Source organism: Pseudaminobacter soli (ex Zhang et al. 2022), from assembly GCF_014595955.1.
Classification (GTDB): Bacteria; Pseudomonadota; Alphaproteobacteria; order Rhizobiales; family Rhizobiaceae; genus Kumtagia; species Kumtagia pseudosoli.
In genome coordinates this window covers 352708-371070 of record NZ_JABVCF010000001.1, presented here as the reverse complement: position 1 = coordinate 371070, position 18363 = coordinate 352708, and the positions used below count along the sequence as shown (strand labels likewise).

General features: G+C 62.4%; 18 protein-coding genes. 13 read left to right on the top strand and 5 right to left on the bottom strand.

Annotation, left to right across the window (positions count from 1 at the left end):
* Positions 1–98: 98 nt before the first annotated feature.
* Together HUI96_RS01750 and uxaC are read right to left on the bottom strand one after the other, a co-directional pair.
* A complete protein-coding gene (locus HUI96_RS01750; RefSeq protein ID WP_188252897.1) occupies positions 99–1598 on the bottom strand; it encodes a mannitol dehydrogenase family protein in 1500 nt (499 codons plus the stop codon).
* Between the two features lie 2 nt (positions 1599–1600).
* The gene (uxaC, locus tag HUI96_RS01745; protein WP_188252896.1) at positions 1601–3001 is read right to left on the bottom strand and encodes a glucuronate isomerase; all 1401 of its coding nucleotides are present in this window, start codon (positions 2999–3001) and stop codon (positions 1601–1603) included.
* A gap of 155 nt (positions 3002–3156) precedes the next feature.
* Here uxaC and HUI96_RS01740 point away from each other — a divergent pair, with 155 nt between their 5' ends.
* The 3 genes from HUI96_RS01740 to HUI96_RS01730 all read left to right on the top strand — a co-directional run bounded on the left by HUI96_RS01740 (position 3157) and on the right by HUI96_RS01730 (position 7396).
* On the top strand, positions 3157–3909 hold the full coding sequence (locus HUI96_RS01740) for a GntR family transcriptional regulator (RefSeq protein WP_188252895.1): 753 nt from the start codon (positions 3157–3159) through the stop codon (positions 3907–3909).
* A 42-nt stretch (positions 3910–3951) separates the two neighbouring features.
* Positions 3952–5136 (top strand): mannonate dehydratase, encoded by a 1185-nt coding sequence (gene uxuA, locus HUI96_RS01735; RefSeq protein ID WP_188252894.1) that lies wholly within the window; start codon positions 3952–3954, stop codon positions 5134–5136.
* 205 nt (positions 5137–5341) lie between these two features.
* Positions 5342–7396 (top strand): vWA domain-containing protein, encoded by a 2055-nt coding sequence (locus HUI96_RS01730; protein WP_188252893.1) that lies wholly within the window; start codon positions 5342–5344, stop codon positions 7394–7396.
* Positions 7397–7440: 44 nt separating this feature from the next.
* Here the strand turns inward: HUI96_RS01730 and HUI96_RS01725 are convergent, their stop codons facing one another.
* A complete protein-coding gene (locus HUI96_RS01725) occupies positions 7441–7686 on the bottom strand; it encodes a DUF982 domain-containing protein (protein ID WP_188252892.1) in 246 nt (81 codons plus the stop codon).
* 289 nt (positions 7687–7975) lie between these two features.
* Between HUI96_RS01725 and HUI96_RS01720 the strand changes: the two genes are divergently transcribed.
* From HUI96_RS01720 to HUI96_RS01710, 3 genes are all read left to right on the top strand, one after another.
* Entirely contained in the window at positions 7976–8671 is a 696-nt protein-coding gene (locus HUI96_RS01720) for an RNA polymerase sigma factor (protein ID WP_188252891.1), read from the top strand.
* A 91-nt stretch (positions 8672–8762) separates the two neighbouring features.
* Positions 8763–9287: a DUF4142 domain-containing protein gene (locus HUI96_RS01715; protein WP_188252890.1), complete on the top strand. Its 525-nt coding sequence runs from the start codon at positions 8763–8765 to the stop codon at positions 9285–9287.
* A gap of 12 nt (positions 9288–9299) precedes the next feature.
* On the top strand, positions 9300–9620 hold the full coding sequence (locus HUI96_RS01710; RefSeq protein WP_188252889.1) for a cupredoxin domain-containing protein: 321 nt from the start codon (positions 9300–9302) through the stop codon (positions 9618–9620).
* A gap of 119 nt (positions 9621–9739) precedes the next feature.
* Here the strand turns inward: HUI96_RS01710 and HUI96_RS01705 are convergent, their stop codons facing one another.
* Positions 9740–10819, bottom strand: coding sequence for an NAD(P)H-dependent flavin oxidoreductase (locus HUI96_RS01705; protein ID WP_188252888.1), 1080 nt, complete (start codon positions 10817–10819; stop codon positions 9740–9742).
* Between the two features lie 773 nt (positions 10820–11592).
* On the opposite strand from HUI96_RS01705, the gene HUI96_RS01700 reads away from it, so the two are divergent.
* The 7 genes from HUI96_RS01700 to HUI96_RS01670 all read left to right on the top strand — a co-directional run bounded on the left by HUI96_RS01700 (position 11593) and on the right by HUI96_RS01670 (position 17805).
* Complete coding sequence (locus tag HUI96_RS01700; protein WP_188252887.1) at positions 11593–12378, top strand: glycosyltransferase family 2 protein; 786 nt, start codon at positions 11593–11595, stop codon at positions 12376–12378.
* On the top strand, positions 12375–12662 hold the full coding sequence (locus tag HUI96_RS01695; protein WP_188252886.1) for a lipid-A-disaccharide synthase N-terminal domain-containing protein: 288 nt from the start codon (positions 12375–12377) through the stop codon (positions 12660–12662). The genes HUI96_RS01700 and HUI96_RS01695 overlap by 4 nt, the downstream gene beginning before the upstream one ends.
* Positions 12656–14077: a glycosyltransferase family 39 protein gene (locus tag HUI96_RS01690; protein ID WP_188252885.1), complete on the top strand. Its 1422-nt coding sequence runs from the start codon at positions 12656–12658 to the stop codon at positions 14075–14077. Before HUI96_RS01695 ends, HUI96_RS01690 begins: the two co-directional genes overlap by 7 nt.
* Positions 14078–14332: 255 nt before the next feature.
* Entirely contained in the window at positions 14333–14992 is a 660-nt protein-coding gene (locus HUI96_RS01685) for a hypothetical protein (protein WP_188252884.1), read from the top strand.
* The gene (locus HUI96_RS01680; protein ID WP_188252883.1) at positions 14992–15384 is read left to right on the top strand and encodes a phage holin family protein; all 393 of its coding nucleotides are present in this window, start codon (positions 14992–14994) and stop codon (positions 15382–15384) included. Before HUI96_RS01685 ends, HUI96_RS01680 begins: the two co-directional genes overlap by 1 nt.
* The gene (locus HUI96_RS01675; protein ID WP_188252882.1) at positions 15381–16580 is read left to right on the top strand and encodes a DUF3618 domain-containing protein; all 1200 of its coding nucleotides are present in this window, start codon (positions 15381–15383) and stop codon (positions 16578–16580) included. Before HUI96_RS01680 ends, HUI96_RS01675 begins: the two co-directional genes overlap by 4 nt.
* 865 nt (positions 16581–17445) lie before the next feature.
* Positions 17446–17805, top strand: coding sequence for an SPW repeat protein (locus tag HUI96_RS01670; RefSeq protein WP_188252881.1), 360 nt, complete (start codon positions 17446–17448; stop codon positions 17803–17805).
* A gap of 392 nt (positions 17806–18197) precedes the next feature.
* Here HUI96_RS01670 and HUI96_RS01665 read toward each other — a convergent pair whose 3' ends face one another.
* Entirely contained in the window at positions 18198–18350 is a 153-nt protein-coding gene (locus HUI96_RS01665) for a hypothetical protein (protein ID WP_188252880.1), read from the bottom strand.
* Between the last annotated feature and the right edge of the window lie 13 nt (positions 18351–18363).

The following is an 18363-nucleotide window of genomic DNA, read 5'->3' as shown; positions in this document are numbered from 1 at the left end:
TTCCCGTCTCCTCCCTGAAATCTTCTCGCCGCAGCTGACAGGTTGCCGCAGCCCGAGTTTGATATATTAATCTACCAGTTATTGAACACAACCGCTTTCTAGTTCCTCCGTAACCGCGGATATGGTGCGCGAAAGCGCGCGACTGCTGCGGCCGCACCCTCCCTCAACAGAAGGTCCAACCCGGTCTCGACCGAGGCGCGGAATTCGGGTCGGGAGGGGAGGTCGGTCCCGAAGACCTGCTCCAGCCCGAGGAATGCCGTGGTCAGGTCAGCGGCAGACGCGTGACCTTGCGTCCGGCTTCGAATGAGTTCGGCAAGAGGGTCGCGGACGTCGATCGGCGCGCCCTTCTCGTCCCTTCCAAGAGTATAGCGCATCCAGGCGGCGACCCCGAGCGCCAGCCGTGCAAAAGGAGCGCCGCTGCCGATCCGGTCGCGGATCGTGTTGAGCAGGCGTTGAGGCAGTTTTTGGGAGCCGTCCATGGCGATCTGCCAGGTGCGATGGCGCAATGCGGGGTTGCGGAAACGCTCGAAAAGGTCGGCCTTGTAGGTAGCGAGGTCGATCCCCGGCAGATCCGGAAGCGTCGGAGTCACCTCCTCGTCCATAAAACCTTGGATTAGCGCGCCAAAGCCGGGCGCAGCGATCGCCTCGGCAACGGTTTCGTGGCCCGCCAGATAGCCGAGATAGGCGAGCGTCGAATGGCTGCCGTTAAGGAGCCGCAGTTTCATCAGTTCGTAGGCATCGACATCCCGTACGAATGTCGCGCCGGCTTGTTCCCATTCCGGCCGCCCGGCGGGAAAATCATCCTCGATGACCCATTGCGAGAACGGCTCGGTCATGATCGGCCATGCGTCGTACAGACCGAGGCGCTCGGCAATGGCGGCGCGATCGGCATCCGTCGTCGCTGGCACGATCCTGTCGACCATCGTCGAGGGGCATGCGATCTGCTCGGCGACGAAGCGGCCGAGGTCATGGTCGCGCAATTCGGCAAAGCGGGTCGCGGCCCGCTTCAGCGTTCGACCGTTGGCGGGAAGGTTGTCGCAGGAGAGCAGCGTGAAGGGCGCATGGCCGGCGCTGCGTCGCCGGGCGATCGCCTCGACGATGAAACCGATGGCGCTGCGCGGCGCCCGCGGCGAGGCAAGGTCATGGCGTATATCGGGGTGGGTTTCATCGAGATCGCCGCTGGACGGGGAATGGCAATAGCCCTTTTCGGTCACCGTCAGCGAAACGATCTTCATCTCCGGACGCGTCATTGCCGTCAGCAGGGCTTCCGGGTCTTCCGGCGCGACGACCAGACCGGTGCTGCTGCCCACGACACTCAACTGTTCGCCGGCGCCGTCGCGAGCGGCGACAGTGTAGAGGCCGTCCTGTGGCGCCAGGGCATCGCGTGTTTCAGCGCTGCGCAGCGAGGCGCCGACAATGCCCCAGCGTAGGTCGCCGCCGTTCAGGACGGCATCGGTGTAGACCGCCTGATGTGCGCGATGGAAAGCCCCGACGCCGAGATGCACGATCCCGGTTTGCAATCGGCTGCGATCGTAAGCGGGGCGGCTGACATCCGCCGGCAATTCGCCGAGCGTATTGTTGGAAAGGCGATTCCCCATCGTCACAGCCGATAAGCCTGCTTCGCCAGACGGTAAGCGAGATCGTATGCTAACTCGTGCGCCTCGTCCTCCTCAAGCCGATGGGAGGCGACGAGTTGCGCGAGGTAGGCGCAGTCGACCCGCCGGGCCATGTCGTGGCGCGCCGGGATCGAGCAGAAGGCCCGTGTGTCGTCGTTGAAGCCCACCGTATTGTAGAAGCCCGCCGTCTCGGTGGTAAGTTCGCGAAAGCGGCGCATGCCTTCCGGGCTGTCGAAGAACCACCAGGGCGGGCCCAGCCGCAGGGCCGGATAGTGGCCCGCGAGCGGCGCCAACTCGCGGCCATAGGTGGTCTCGTCGAGGGTGAACAGGATGAGTGTCAGCCGCGGATCATTGCCGAAAGCATCGAGCAGCGGCCTTAGAGCGTGCACGTAGTCCGTGCGCGTCGGAATGTCGGCGCCCTTGTCGAGGCCGAATTCGGCAAAAAGCTGCGGGTTGTGGTTGCGGAACGAGCCGGGATGGATCTGCATCACCAGCCCGTCCTCGACGCTCATGCGGGCCATCTCGGTCAGCATCTGTGCACGGAAAAGATCAGCGTCTTCGGCCGTCACCTCCGGCTTCAGCACTCGTTCGAACAAGGCTTCGGCCTCGTCCCGCGGGAGGTTTGCCGTACGGGCGTTCGGATGCCCATGGTCGGTGGAGGTTGCGCCGCGCTCCTTGAAGTAGGCGCGCCGGGAGCGATGCGCGTCGAGATAGCCGGCAAAGGTCGCGGGCGCGCCGGCAACTGCCAGGAAGCGCTCGACCTCGCCGCGGAAATCCTTGCGCGACGGGTCAATCACGGCATCGGGCCGATAGGCAGGAACGACACGGCCCGTCCAGCCCGAAGCCTTGATCCTGTCATGTGCGGCAAGCGGGTCGGAAGCGGCGTCCGTGGTGGAGATCACCTCTATGTTGAAGCGCTCGTAAAGCGCCCGCGGCCGCATGTCGGCCTGACCAAGCCGCTCTGAAATCCGGTCGTAGAGGGAATCGGCGTTCGCCGAGGTCAGCCGCTCCTCGATCCCGAACACCGTCTCGAGCGAATGCTCGAACCATAGCCGTGATGGCGTCCCGCGAAAGAGATGATAGTGATCGGCAAACAGACGCCAGATCTTGCGGCCATCGGACTCGACGGGAGCGCAGTCCAGGCGCGGCACTCCCAGCGCCTCCAACTTTACGCCCTGCGAGTAAAGCATGCGGAAGATGTAGTGATCGGGCTTGACGAACAATGTCGCCGGATCGGGAAACGGCGCGTCGTCGGCATACCAGTTCGGATCGGTGTGGCCATGCGGGGAGATGATCGGCAACGCCTGGACGCTTCGATACAAGCGCCGCGCGATCGCCCGGACAGCAGGTTCGGGCGGCAACAACCTGTCAGGATGGAGCGGCATTACTGATCCTTCCGGCGGCTGCTATGGAGCGGCGATCGTTGCCTGCATCGCCGATCGCGGTAGTCTTTTCGACAAAACCCGATGCACTAGCCTTGGCCAAGACTAGGGAATAATATATTAATATGTCAACCGATCTGGCCAGGGAGAACTGGTAAATGAATTCGGCGCCCCCGAAGCGGCGGGTTACAGGCTCTGCAGCGGCGACCCGTCCGGGCGCCGGGCGAGCGGCAATGCCACGCCCGGCCGGCGTCGTGCGGACCACGGCAGCGACGGCGATCTATCGCGAACTCCATGCAGCGATCGTCTCGATGCAACTCAGGCCGGGCAATGCGCTGAATGAGAAGGCGCTGGCGGAGAAATTCGGGGTCAGCCGCACACCGATCCGCGAAGCCCTGATCCGTCTGGTCGAGGACGGCTTGGTCAACATCTATCCGCAATCCGGCACTTTCGTTGCGCCGATCCCGACCTCGCTCATTCCCGAGGCGGTGGTCATCCGCCAGGCGCTGGAAGGTGCGACGGTGGAAAAGGCGGCGGGTTGCGCCACGGCCGACGACGTGGCCAGGCTCGATGAGATCCTGGCGCGGCAGCGCTTCCTTGCCGACAGGGAGAACCTGGACGGGTTCCATGAGGCTGACGAGGCATTCCATGAGGCGATTGCCGAGATCGCCGGCTACCCCGGCCTTTGGAGCTATCTGAAGCCGGCGAAAGTGCAGATCGATCGTGCGCGGCGCATGTCGCTGCCAGCGCTCGGCCGCGGGGAACATGTCATCAGCGAGCACGTCACAATCCGTGACGCCATCGCTGCGCACGACGTGAAGGCGGCCTGCGACGCGATGAGAATCCACTTGAGCGCAGTCATCCCGGATGTGGAGCAGCTTCGCGAATCCTATCCGGACTGCTTCGTCTAGCCGCGAAAGCCATATTGAATTACCGTATCGGAGGCGTTGCTTATGCGGCAGGCATGGAGATGGTTTGGGCCCGAAGCTGGCGTTCCGCTGGACGCGGTGCGCCAGGCCGGCGCGACGGATGTCGTATCGGCCCTTCACGAGGTGCCGATCGGACAGGCCTGGACCAAAGCCCAGGTCGCCACGCGCAAAAGCCTGATCGAGGATGCCCCGCGCGGGCGCTCGCCGCTCGTCTGGTCGGTCGTCGAGAGCATTCCCATTCCGGACGCCGTCAAACGGCTGGGCGCCGCCGCCAAGGCCGAGATCGACGCCTGGATCGCCAGCCTCGAGGCGGTCGCCGCCAACGACATCCGTGTCATCTGCTTCAATTTCATGCCGGTCGTGGACTGGACGCGAACCGACCTCGATTACGAACTGCCGACCGGCGCAACCGCAATGCGGTTCGACCAGGACAGGTTCGCAGCCTTCGATCTACACATCCTGCAGCGTAAGGATGCTGAGGCGAACTATTCAGCCGAGGATCGCGCCCGCGCCAGAGCGGTGTTCGAGGCGATGAGCGACAAGGACGTCGCCGATCTCACCACCAACATCGCCAGCGCCCTGCCGGGCTCGACCACCGAGCCCTTGACAATACCGGCCTTTCGCGAGCGGCTGGAAAGCTATGCCGGCATCGACGCGACGCGGCTGCGACGCCACCTGATCGAATTCCTCGCCGCCGTTGCACCTGCTGCCGAAGGTTGCGGCGTGCGGCTGACCCTGCATCCGGACGATCCGCCGCGGTCGCTGTTCGGCCTGCCGCGGATTGCGTCGACAGCCGATGATTACGCCGCCGTCTTCGATGCGGTCCCGTCGCCCTCCGTCGGCATGTGCTACTGCACGGGCAGTCTTGGCGTGCGTGCCGACAATGATCTTCCGGCGATCGCGCGCCGCTTCGCTTCGCGGATCCATTTCGCCCATCTGAGAGCCACCAAACGCGAGGGTGACGGCCGCAGCTTCCATGAATCCGCGCATCTGGAAGGCGATGTCGATATGGTTGCTGTCCTGCGCGAACTCCTTGCCGAGGATCGAAGGCGAGCATCGGATCAGACCATCATCTTCCGCCCCGATCATGGCCACCGCATGCTCGATGATCTTACCAAGAAGGTAAGCCCCGGCTATCCGGCGATCGGTCGACTGCGCGGCCTGGCCGAGCTGCGCGGCACCATCCACGCGCTGGAGGCCGGTGCCTGACCAGGCGCCGGGAAGAAATCGGGAGCCGCCGCGAAAATCCAGCTGTCGAGTGCATCGGCGGCTCTTCATCGCGAGTCATATAAGAGTTCGTCAAGTTCAGCGCTTCGGGAATGAGATGATCTTGAGGCAGGCACATCCGCGCAACTTATCAACTTGAGGGTTTACCAGCGGCAGATATATTGGCCTCGCGTAAGGGGGGATTTTCATGGGCGATGTTCTGTCGAAAGGTCTGTTGGTGCTGGGCGTGCTGTGTTCGGCGCCGGCCATTGCCGCCGACAAGGCCATCATCGTCCTTGACGGCTCAGGCTCGATGTGGGGACAGATCGACGGTAGGCCAAAGCTCGAAATCGCACGCGAGACGCTCGACAAGATATTGCCGACCATGCCGCAGGGCCTGGAACTCGGTCTCATGGCCTATGGCCATCGCCAGAAGGGGCAGTGTGGCGACATCGAACTGATCGTGGGGCCTGCTCCCGGAACTGGCGAAGCCATCAGCAAGGCGGTGGCCGGGATGCGCTTCCTAGGCAAGACGCCGCTGTCGGCCGCTGTCGAGCAGGCCGCCGCGGAACTGCGGCATTCCGAAGACAAGGCGACCGTCATCCTGATTACCGACGGGATCGAGACCTGCGGCGCCGATCCATGCGCCGTCGGAGCGTCGTTGGCGAAAGCGGGGGTGGATCTGACCGTTCACGTAGTGGGCTTCGGACTTTCGAGGGAAGAAGGCCGTCAAGTCGCGTGCCTGGCCGAGAATACGGGCGGCCGCTACATCTCGGCAGCCGATGCCGGCGAATTGGGTTCTGCGCTGACTGAAACCATCGCGCAGCCGGAGCCGGCGGCGGAGCCAAAGAGCGTGGAACTGCCGAAGGCCGGTGTTGCACCGGCAGCAAAGGTCGCCATTGGCGCCGGTTTGGCTGTCGAATGGAGCGGCCCAGGCGCCGATGGCGACTATGTCGATCTGGTCCCAGGCGGTTACGAAGAGCCGCATGGCGAACTCAGTTACCGCTACGTGGCGGAAGGCCCGTCACTCCAGTTGCGGGCGCCTAGCCAAGTCGGAACCTACGACGTGCGCTATATCTGGGCAGGACCGGACAAGCGCTACGTCCTCGCAAGATCGTCGGTCGAGGTGGTGGACAGCGAGTTCGCCGTGATCGGCCCGTCTTCGGTGGTGACCGGTCAGCAATTCGAGGTCGTGTGGAAGGGGCCGGTAAATGAAGGTGACTATGTCGACCTCGTGCCGGCCGGACATGAACAAGCCAGCGGCGAAATCAGCTATTTCTATGTCAGTCGAGACCCCTCGTCAGGACCCGGAAAGCTGCATGCGCCCGCCGAGCCCGGCACTTACCAGCTCCGCTATGTGCTGGAGGCCCCGGATGCGAAGAAGGTGATGGTCAGCGTACCTTTGGTGGTAACGCAGGCTACCGCCTCGGTGGCGCTGCCCCCGCAGATCGGTGCCGGCACGAGTGTAAGTGTGGCCTGGCGCGGCCCTAACAATCAAGGCGACTATGTCGACCTCGTGCTGGCCGGCCACAGTGAAACGAGCGGTGAACTGAGCTATTTCTATACCGGTTCCTCGCAGGACGGTGAGACCGGGATGCTGCGGGCACCGGGGGCGCCGGGTCTCTACCGTGTGCGCTATGTGATGCAGGCCGCCGACGACAAGCGCGTGCTGGCGAGCCAGGTGGTTGAGGTGACGGCGATGGAGGCGGCCGTGACCGCACCGGAGGCTGTGACGATTGGTTCCCGCTTCCCGGTCGAATGGAATGGTCCCGGTAGCCAGGGTGACTATGTCGATCTCGTGCCGGCCGGCCACAGTATAACGGATGGTGAGCTGAGCTATTTCTATGCGGATGGCTCGGGGGACGAAAAACGCGGCACGCTGCAAGCGCCCGGCAGACCCGGCGACTACCAGATCCGCTATGTGCAACAGGCCGCCGACAGCAAAAGCGTGCTGGCCGTCCGAGCGGTTGCAGTCGCACCGGCAACGGCAACCTTGTCCGGACCGGAGGCGCTCGAAACGCAAACGGAGTTCGCTGTCGAGTGGACGGGTCCCGCAAACGAGGGAGACTATATCGATCTTGTTCCTGCCGGCCAGGACGATATCGGCGGGGAACTGAGCTTCGTCTACGTGACAAGCGGGGCCGCCAGCGGGAGCGGCACTTTGAGAGCTCCCGATCAGCCCGGCAATTATCTGATCCGCTACGTTATGTCGGCCTCGGACGGCCAAGTCGTGCTGGAGAGTCGTCCCGTTACCGTTCAGTGACCGGAAATGCGGTGGCTCCGCCCCAAGGCTATGCTCGCGCGAAGCTATTCCGCGAGCACGCGCGCTTCTTCTGCCGCCTCAAGGAAAGCAGCTCTGGCTTTCTCGGGAGAGGCGCCAGCGTACATGGCGGCCAGGCAGGCGCGCAATGCGGCTTGCTGCTTGGCGCTGCCTTGTTCGCGCCAATTGCTCTGAAGCAGAGCCGCGGCCTCGCTGGCGCTGGATATGTTCCGAACGTCGCCGATAATACCCACTGCGACCGCAACAGGTTTTGAGAACCAGCCTGCGTTCACGGATGACCTCAGGGAGATAGTTGACTGTCAAAGGATACTTAGTGCTTCGACCCGACCGCACAGCGCCCATCACCCATATGTGAAGGGTACTTTCCCTTGCCGGTCCATCACTGCGAGCGTGGCGTTGCCGACCATGCCATGAAGCGGCTGGCGAATGTCCAGGTCGAACACTCTTCGTCCAGATCCTCGTCAGAGCATCTTTCGTTCGCTAGACTGGGCACCACAGGAACCTTTCCTTCCTAGCGCCATCCAATGAATCGAGACGGATAAGCCGCAAGGGGAGAGTGCGATGCAGGCAGCTCAAGCCAATACCGCCGAGCATGGTCCGCATGGCGAGGAGATGGCACTCGTTTCCCGAGCCCTTGCGCGGGACGATCAGGCGTTCCGCACAATCATGAAGCGAAACAATCGGCGCCTCTATCATATCGCGCGAGCCGTCATCCGCGACGACGCCGAGGCTGAGGACGTCGTCCAGGAGGCGTATGTTCGGGCATTCTCAAACCTCGCCGCGTTTCGCGGCGGCTCAAGCCTCTCCACTTGGCTCTCGCGCATCACCATCAACGAGGCGCTGGGAAGGCTGCGGAGCCGGCGGCGCGCCAAGAACGCCCGCCTTGATCCCTCCCAAGTTGTAGAAGCCGAAATCATCCGCTTTCCCGGCAGTCCTGACGCTGGCGATCCGGAACGGACGATAGCGCAGCGCCAGATCCTGCGGCTCGTCGAACAAGCGGCCGACAAGCTCCCGGACGGCTTCCGAACCGTCTTCGTGGCCAGGGTGATCGAAGGAATGAGCGTGGAGGAAACTGCCGACCTGCTGCAACTGCAGCCACAAACCGTCAAGACCCGCCTTCATCGGGCCCGTTCGATGGTGCGGAAGGAACTCCAATCGCAAATCGGAGCAGTCCTCCTTGACGCCTTTCCCTTCGCCGGCCGCCGCTGCGCCCGGCTGACTTCAGCCGTCATGCGGCGGCTCGGCTTCTCCGTATGAATCTCCCGGGAACGTTTCCGGGCAGGCGGCATCCAATCAGCGTCGACTGAAACGCACCCCGGCTGCAAGTCGCCGGGATAAGGAGATAATCATGTTCGTACGCCCAATTGCGGCGCTTGCCGGGTTATGCCTCTTCGCTGCCGCGCCCTTTGCCCAGGCGCAGGATAAGCCCACCGATCCACAGATCGCACATATCGCCTATACGGCAGGGGTCATCGACGTCGAGGCGGGGAAGCTCGCCAAGGATAAGTCGAAGACCAAGGATGTCGTCGATTTCGCCAACCAGATGATCCAGGACCACGAGGCAGTGAACGTCCAGGCGTTGGACCTTGTGAAGAAGCTCAACGTCACGCCCGAGGACAACGCCACCAGCAAGGCACTGACCAAGGCGGCGACCGAGAAGCGCGCCGAACTCTCGGCCCTAGACGGCGCCGCCTTCGACAAGGCCTACCTCGACAACGAGGTGGCCTATCACAAGCAGGTGAACGAGGCGCTCGAGAAGGTGCTGATCCCTTCGGCCCAGAACGCAGAGTTGAAGCAGTTGCTGGAGACCGGGCTTAAGCTGTTCCAGGGCCATCAGGCCCACGCCGAGCAGGTGGCGGCCGAACTCAAATAGGGGAACGCGCCGATGTCCATCGAGCATCGCAGCTTATGGCTTGCCGTCGTGCTGGTACTGCCGCTGGCAATAGCTCAGGCGGCGCAGGCAGAGACCATTCAGGTGGTCATCGACAAGATGGCGTTCTCGCCGACCGCCATCTCGGCCAAGGTCGGCGACACGATCGAATGGATCAACAAGGATCCCGTCGTGCACACGGCGACCGTTAAGGGCGAATGGGAGGTGATGCTCCCTGCCAAGAAGTCGGTCACCCAGCGCCTCGAAAAGAAGGAGGCCGTGGATTTCTACTGCCGCTTCCATCCGAACATGAAGGGCAAGCTGACGGTCGACTAGGGCCGTCAGCGAGTGCGGTCCGGCCCTGCTCGCTTATGCGATGGCAGTGTCGCCATGAGAATGCCCTCCGGTCTACCCTGCTGGATCGCCAGCAGGGTAAACCGGGAAAGAGATCAGCCTCAGGCCAGATCGTCCCGAGAAAGCCGCGAGAACGCTTCCGATGCGAGGCGACGGGTCAGTTCGCCCGCCGGCATTTCCCGGCAGAGCCTTGCCGATTGCCCCGACCACAGAGAAATGAAGTCGCCCGACCCCGCCTTCAGGCTGGCCTCCCGCAGCGGCGCCAGCGCACCGCCCGCGAGCGGGAACGCAGGCGCGGTGTCTGTCATGGGCCCCACCTCGCTCATGATGCGATTAACGATGCCTCGTGCAGGCCGCCCGGTGAAGATGTTCGTCAGGACGGTTTCCTCGGCCCTGTCCTCTCGAAGCGCAGCGCGATGTGGAGGCGCCAGCCGTGCTTCCGGCGTGAACAGGTAGGCCGTGCCGATCTGCACCGCCGAGGCGCCCAGCGCGAAAGCGGCAACGATCCCACGCGCATCGGTGATGCCGCCCGCCGCGATGACCGGAACCTTCACAGCATCGGCCACCTGCGGAACGAGCGCGAAGGTGCCGACCTGTGTGGATATGTCCTCATCGAGGAACAAGCCGCGGTGGCCGCCGGCCTCAAAACCTTGAGCGATGATCGCGTCGGCGCCGTTCTCCTCAAGCCAGCGTGCCTCCTTCACGGTGGTGGCCGAGGACAGGATCTTCGCGCCTGTCTGCTTCACGCGGTCGAGCAGGCGTGGTTCTGGAAGTCCGAAATGGAAGCTGACCACTTCCGGCCGGAACTCCTCGATTAATGCGCAGAGTTGGTCATCAAATGGGGTGCGATTCGACGTCGGGATCGGGCCGTCGGGATCGAGTTCGAACTCCACATAGTAGTTTCTAAGGCGCTGCCGCCAGAGAGCTTCCCGCGCCGGGTCCACGGCAGGCGGCGTATGGCAGAAGAAGTTTACGTTGATCGGACGGCTGGTGCGGCTGCGGATGATGCCCAACTCTGCGCGCACCTGCTCGGCATTCATGGTGGCGCAGGGAAGCGATCCGAGCCCTCCCGCCTCGGCGACGGCGATCACCATGTCCGAGAAGACCGGGCCCGCCATAGGGGCCTGGATGATCGGCAGCTCGATTCCGAGAAGATCAATCACGCGGCGGTCGGGCCACATCGTCCACCTCTCATATTCCTTGCGGCAAGGATAAATACCGCCTCCGGGAATAGATAATCACACGATAACGGGACGGCGTGTCAACTCAGCTCAAAAGGTGCAGCTCGTGGGTTAAGCCGGAGCCATGTCGACCATCTTTACGTCTCCGAAGCGAGCTAACACGGGAACTGCGCATTATTCGCGCTCCATTACGGGTTCGCAGGATAAAGACAGATATTTTCTCCAATGACGGCAACGACCGAAACTGTCGAAGAGCTCTGTTGAGTTAGCGGCGGGCGCGTGCTTCCGCAATTACAAAGAACAATCCTTTTGAATGCTTTTACTATCAAGTGAGTATACATTGATCAGGGAGGTGCGGGTGCGCGCTACGGAGTTGGGACGGAACTGCGATGAGCCAGACGCTGGCGGCCAAGTGGGGTCTTAGGTGTGAAAAAGTTGGGCCTATAACTGCTCAGGACGCTTGCTATGCGGCATTTCTCAGGAGCAAGGATGGACTCGACGTGCTGTTCGACCCTGGAAGGCCCAGCCCTTAGGGCTAGGGGTTGCTGAATTGGCAGAGGGCGAGGGGCAAGTAGTGGACCATGCTTACATCCGCAGATTTGGTAGAGAAGTCGGGGTTCAAGCTCGATGTGGATACTGGTTTTGCCACGCCAGATGTGAGTGCCGATCGATCACCATCGTCTTCGGGGCTGGAAGCATCGGGACAAGCCGTGTATGCGCCGCAAGAGTTACTCGGAGCCCTAGATGAACGATCCCCACGGTCACCGCTCACCATGCACAACGTCGTAGAAGAAGCGGGGGCGGCGGGGACCGCGATCTCCGTAATCGTTCCGGTGTTGAATGAGGCGGAAAACATCGACATCCTTGTCGATGAGATCCAACTGGCTGCGCTCGGTCCAAGTCCCATCCGCGAGATCGTCTACGTGGACGACGGCAGCACGGACGGGACCTTGGAAAGGCTCCTGGCGCTGCAAGCGCAAGTGCCGATGCTTCGGGTAATCCGGCATGAGCGGCCTCTCGGACAATCGGCAGCCTTCTTGTCGGGCGCCAGAGCCGCGACGGGCGATCTCCTGGTCTTCATGGACGGCGACCTCCAGAACGATCCGGCCGACATTTCTTCGCTCTTCGAATGCTACCGTCGGGCGAGCGCCGCGCAGCCACGGGCAGCGGTCCTGGGACAAAGGGCAGTCCGCAAGGACAACCCGCTGCGCAGGATCTCTTCTCGGCTGGCCAACAAGTTCCGAGCCGCCGTGCTCAAGGACGGCACGCGCGACACGGGCTGCAGTCTCAAATTGATCCGGCGCGCGGACTTCCTGGCGCTGCCCTATTTCGACCATGTGCATAGGTTTCTCCCCGCTATGCTATTGCGCAACGGGGTCGAACTCCACCATGTCGCGGTCTCGCACCGGCCCCGCGTAAAGGGCCGCTCGAAGTACGGGTTCTGGAACCGCGCATTGGTAGGAGCCGTCGATCTTGCAGGCGCGGCGTGGCTTCAGCGACGGCGGCTGCCGAGCGATTACGCACCCAAGGAAATAACCAACCCGGTGAAGGCGCCGTGACATATTCGACATTGTGGCTGGGAATAGGGCTGCTTGGGCAGGCCCTGTTCTTCATGCGTTTCCTCGTGCAGTGGATTGCATCCGAGCGGCGGCGGCGCAGCGTCGTTCCAAGGGCGTTCTGGTACTTCAGCCTGGCTGGGGGCGTCGTCCTGCTCACCTACGCCGTGTACCGGCGAGATCCCGTGTTCATCATCGGCCAGGCGACAGGTATCTTTATCTATCTTCGTAATCTCCATCTCAGCCGGCCGGCGGCCAGCGAGCCGGGCGATGCCGCTGAATGCTGACCAAACCGCCGATCGCGCCGCTTCTTCCCTACCTGTTGCTTGCAGTCTTCTTCGTCGTCGGTTTTGCGGCTCGACCAATCATTCCGCCGGACGAGACCAGATATCTTACGATAGCGTGGGAGATGTACCTGCGTGAAAGTTGGTTCGTGCCGACGCTCAACTTCGAACCATATTTCCAGAAGGGCCCGCTGCTTTTCTGGCTGATCGATCTTGGCTGGGAGATCTTCGGGGTCAGCCGTGCTGCGGCATTGGTCGTGATATTCGCGATATCTGCGTCCATCATCTATCTGACGCAGCGTCTTTCACGGGCGCTGTTTCCGAATATGGAGGGAATGGCCGAGAGGGCGCCGTGGCTTCTGCTTGGAAGCGTCCCCTTCCTGATCTATGCCAGCCTGATATTTTTCGATTTGCTCCTTACGGCACTTGTCGTTGCGTCGTTCCTGGCCCTGATCCGCCTGTCGAAGGATGGAGATTGGCGGCATGCGGCGCTCGCGGGTTTGTTTCTGGGGCTTTGCCTCCTGGCCAAGGGGCCAGTGGTGTTCATACATGTCGGCTTCCCGGTCGCATTCTACTCCCTTTGGCGTGACCCGGTTTCGAGCATAACGCCTCGGCAGTTCTACCGCCGGCTGCCGATAGCTGTGCTCGTCGCTGCCATGATGCCGGTTGCCTGGCTCGGCCTGGCCTTTCATCAGGCGGGCTGGGACTATGCCTACAACCTTGTCTGGCGTCAGGCTGCCGGGAGAATTTCCGGCTCTCTCGAGGGCGCTCACGTAAGGCCGTTCTACTTCTACCTCCTTCTGTTGCCGGTGATGCTGCTCCCCTGGGTGCTGTCATGGGATATGTGGCGACTGCGTCCCGTCCGCCGGCTATACAGCGGGGAGGGGCTAGATCGAGGTGGACAACGAATTCTGCTGTTTCTCGGTCTTTGGTTGCTGCTGGAACTGGTCCTCTTCAGCCTGATTTCCGGGAAGCAGCCGCATTATCTGATGCCGCTCCTCCCGGTCCTCATAGTGCTGTTTGCATATTTGATGGCGGCCATTCCATTCAAAGCCTTTCCCATAAGCTCCGGAGCGATGGTCGCGCTTTTCTGCGTGGGACAACTCGCCGTGTTCCCGTTCTTGCCGGAGCGTTACGACCTTGAGCCATTGGCCGAATTCGTCGCCGGACAGAGCGGGGCCGACTGGGGGTTCGCGGGCCACTATCAGGGACAGGTTGGCTTTCTCTCGCGGGCAGAGAAGCCAGTGGCCAATGTCGATGAGAAACAGATCGACGAATGGTTGCAGGCGCATCCGAAAGGCTACGTGATCGCTCGGGCTTCATGCTGCAAGGATAGGACTAGCCGAATTGTCTTCGGCGATGCGAGCCAGGGACGCTCATGGATTATTTTGGGCGGCGAATTGGTTTCCCGCAGGTGAAGTGAACGCTGGGCTCGGCCGCTGGCTTTCCCGGCCTGCCGAGCGGAGCGCCGTGGCGGACTTGGGCCGCTCCTGAGCGGATTGTGCCGTGAGCGCTCACTGAGCTTGGTTCTGCTCCCCGGCATGCCGCAAAAATTGAAATCCGGCAGGAATATGACCCTCCGCGGGAACCGGATGCGAACATTCCAGTTGAGCTTGGCAAAGCAATTCGCCGCCGTCCAGAGACGCGCGGCCCAAGCAAACCGGAGCACGTCCATGAGCAACGAAGACACGGGCTGGAGGCCGGGAGGCCCTTCAGGCCCTGGAAGGCAGGACCCCGCCGGCTCGCACAGCGGCGCCAAGTCCACCAGCGACAATGCCAAGGAAGCCATCAGCGACGCAGCCCATACCGTCAGCGATAGCGCCAAGGATGCGGCCCAGAGCGCCAGGGATAAGGCAGAGGAATTTGCCGAGCACGGCAAGGAGGCGGGAGCGAACCGCATTGAGGGATTCGCGCAAGTGGCCCGCAACACCGCCGACGATCTCGAGAAGCAGTCGCCGGAGATCGCAGGCTATGTCCGCCAAGCCGCCGATGGCCTCGAGCGTGCCGCCTCATCGGTTCGCGGACGCAGCGTAGGGGAGTTCGTCGATATGGTCGACGACTTCGCTCGCCGACAGCCGGCGGCCTTCTTCGGCAGCGCGGTTCTTGCTGGCTTCGTGCTCTCGCGCTTCATCAAGAGCAGAACCGTCCAGTCCTATGCGAACGCCGGTCAGGACCGCTCGTATGGGGGTGCGGGTGCCCGGCGCGGGGAACAGGCCGGAAGTCGCGCAATGGCCGAAGGGCTGCGCCAGACAGGAACTGAAACCCGGTACGGCAGCGGCGGCGTCGGTCAGACCATGCCCTCCACGCCGTCCTCAATTGGGGAGATGCCATAATGTCGATTCATGACACTCGCTCCCTGCCCGAACTGCTGTCGACGCTCGTGAACGAGATGTCCACGCTCTTCCGGCAGGAAATCCGCCTTGCCCGGACGGAAACTTCCGAGAACATCGGCAAGATGACCGGCGCGATGGGGATGCTTGCCGCTGCGGGGGTTCTGATGATCCCAGCCATCGTCATACTGCTGCAGGCGATATCGGCCTTTCTGGTCGCTCAAGGCATGGAAGAGCACTGGGCGTTGCTGGTCGTTAGCCTCGTCGTCCTTCTTGTCGGCGTCATACTCCTCTCGGTCGGTCTGGGCCGCCTCAAGGCATCTCATCTCGCCCCCGACCGCACACTCGAGCAGGTGCGCCGTGACGCACTGGTAGCCAGGGAGCAGATACGATGAGCACAAACGGACATAAATCCAGCAGCGAGATCGAGCGCGATGTCGAGCAGACCCGCGCCCGCGTCAGCGAGACCCTGGACGAACTGCGCGCAAAGATGTCACCCGGGCAGATGCTCGACGAAGTCCTCGGCTACACCAAGGACACCGGCGGCGGAAAGGTGATGCACAATCTCGGCCGAACCATGCAGGACAACCCGGCGCCACTGTTGCTGATCGGCGCGGGCATCGCTTGGATGATGGTTGGCGGCGCCCGGAGCGGCGGCTTCTATCCTCGCGGTTATGATACGCATGTCCGGCGCGGAGGCAACGGATCGGACGGCTACCGCACCGGCGCCTCGGAGTGGTCCTCGGACGGCAGCTCAGACTGGGGCGTCGGGTCGGCGTCGGAGTCGGTCCGTGACGCTGGAAGGAGCGCGGGCGAGGGCATTTCGTCCATGGCTTCCTCGGCCGCCGATATGGCCGCTGGCGTGCGCGAGTCGGTGATGGGTGCTGCCGCCAGCATGCGGGACACAGCGTCATCGATGCAGGATTCGGCGAGCCGGGGCATGCACGATCTGCGCGACTCCGCTTCCCGCATGGGGGGAACCGCAGTCCGGCAAGGGCGACACATGACTGAGTCGCTGACCGGCATGATGCGCGAGCAGCCTTTGCTGCTTGGCGCGATCGGCCTGGCCATAGGCGCCGCTCTTGGGGCCGCGCTGCCGGAGACCGAGACGGAAGATCGGCTGATGGGCGAGGCAAGCGATGCGGTGAAGAAGCAGGCTAGCGACATGGCCGCCCAAGGCTACGACAAGGCGAAAGCCGTCGCGGCCGGGACCTACGAGAAGGTTGCCGAGGAAGCTGAGAAGCAGGGGCTGACGTCCGAAAAGGCCGAGGACCTGCTCGGGGAGATCGGAAGCCGCGCGAGTACCGTGCTGCAGACCGCGAAGGAAACGGTCAAGCAGGAGGCCAAGCGCGAGGGCCTGACAGTAGGCGCGGGAGGCGAGCACTCAGGCGGGGAGCCCCAGCGTGGGGGGCTGGCAGGCCGTCAAGCCTCAACGTCGACGGGCGAGCCGCAGCGGCAGGCAGGCTCTACCGGCAGCCAGGGGCTTGCCGGCGGAGGTGAGCGCCATCGCGAAGGCGCTTCGAGACAGAGCGAAAGCGCTTCCTCGCTCGACGTCGGGAACATAGAGACTGTGCGGTCCCACAAGACTTGAGCTTCCGCTTCGCAGGATTCTCCTATCGTCGGACTCGCGCCCTCAAGGGCGCGGGTCCCTTTTCTTTGCACAGGGTAGATCAGGCAAAGAAATCGCTGCGTAGGTAGCGGCCCTGGGTGCCGTAGCCGAGGAATACAGGGTTCGGAACGGCCGACATTGGAGTACCTGATTGCAGTTGTAACGGGTGTAAACTGTTATTCCTTCCGGTCGGCATTCCTACCATTTATGGAGCATGATTTGGCAGTAATGTGATTAGACCGGTTAAATGTGCAGGTGTATAGCCGCGGTGCAGGGGGCGCTGCCTCCAAAGGAGCGCGCCGTGACTGATAAGCATCGAAAGTTTATACATCTGGAAAATATCAGGAACTTCGAGAAAAGGCTTGAGACGGAAACTGATCCGAAGAAGATAGATCTTCTTGTTCGGCTCATAGAAGAAGAAAAGGTCAAGTGGATTTCGCCCGTAGATTCACCAAGTGCGGACGTTGCGTCTTGAGGTTGGGGGCGGCGGGTGGTTCAACTCGGCTGCGGATCTCCGTAATCGATCTTGGCAGTCACAGATGGATCAATTTAAGCCATCGCTATTCATGCTTGCACGGGGACTGGCAGCGATAGCGTGACGCAAGCCGAAATGCGGTCGGCGGAGAGGTTCGAACCCTCCCGTGAACGCGATGCACTCGGCAATATGCTTGAGGCACTGGGTGAGAAGCCGGGCATAATGCCGTCCTGAAGATCACTGCTTCCTCCGGTCACCGCACCAAGCCCCGAAGCGGCTTTGACTTCCCTCAATGCCGCCTGGCAAGGGCGATCCTCTAATCTCATCCGAGGCAGGCCGCGCTCATGGCCGAGATGCTTCATGGAGCGCAACATGAACGGTCAGAGATGGCAGGATCGGCTTTTGCCGCTGATTGGGCTCTATGTGTTTCTATCTCCAGTCATCATCCCGCATTTCTACGCGGCTTCGGTAGCCGCGGGAGCCGTGGCATGGAGCCACTACCTGGTCGGTGCGGCGATCGGGCTTCTGGGCATAGCCGCGCTCTCGAGCAATCAACTCTGGGAGGAGTGGGTCACTCTGGTCCTGGGCGCGTGGCTGATTGTTTCGCCGTGGCTCCTGGGCTTCGCCGGGATGAGGGCCCTGACTTGCAACGCGGTGCTTACGGGCGCAATCGTGGTGATCCTTTCGGCATCGGTGCTGCTCGCCAGCAGCCGCTCCGTCCGCCCGACATGATGCGGAGGTAGAAATCATTTCCCTGCGCGATTGTAATCCTGGCTGGGGGCGTGGCTGATTGCATTGCTCTTGGCGAACCGTTGGCGGTCGCCGGGATAAGATTGGCTAGCTGGCGTCTAGAGCACGTGCGGATTGCAGGGTTTTCGGTCTCGTCAGCAGGCAATCTATTCCCACTCCAGAAAGTCGAATCTGCCTAACGTGGCAAGCGTGGCGCCAGCGGTTGGCAGGCGGCATTCTGACGGCTCGGTGTCCATCGGGTTAACCCCAAATCAGCTTCCCGCCTGGCCTTAGGCCGCATTGGTTGGGGGCGGGTCTGTTTGCATGTGAATCCTTCCCGGTCGGACGAGAGACGATCGAATCCGGGACCCAAAGGCAAAGACCTGATCCGGAGTTCACTGCGTCCGCCGCAAATTGAGGGGCAGCTTTGCGCCGATGGCGGCCATAGAGGCAAACCTAGCCGGTGCCTGGAAGCAGACATCGCGGGTGGCCGTTTTGGAAAGCGCCGATTCCTGACGTAAACAAAACCCGCCGATCTCGATCGCCACCACGAGCGCGCCT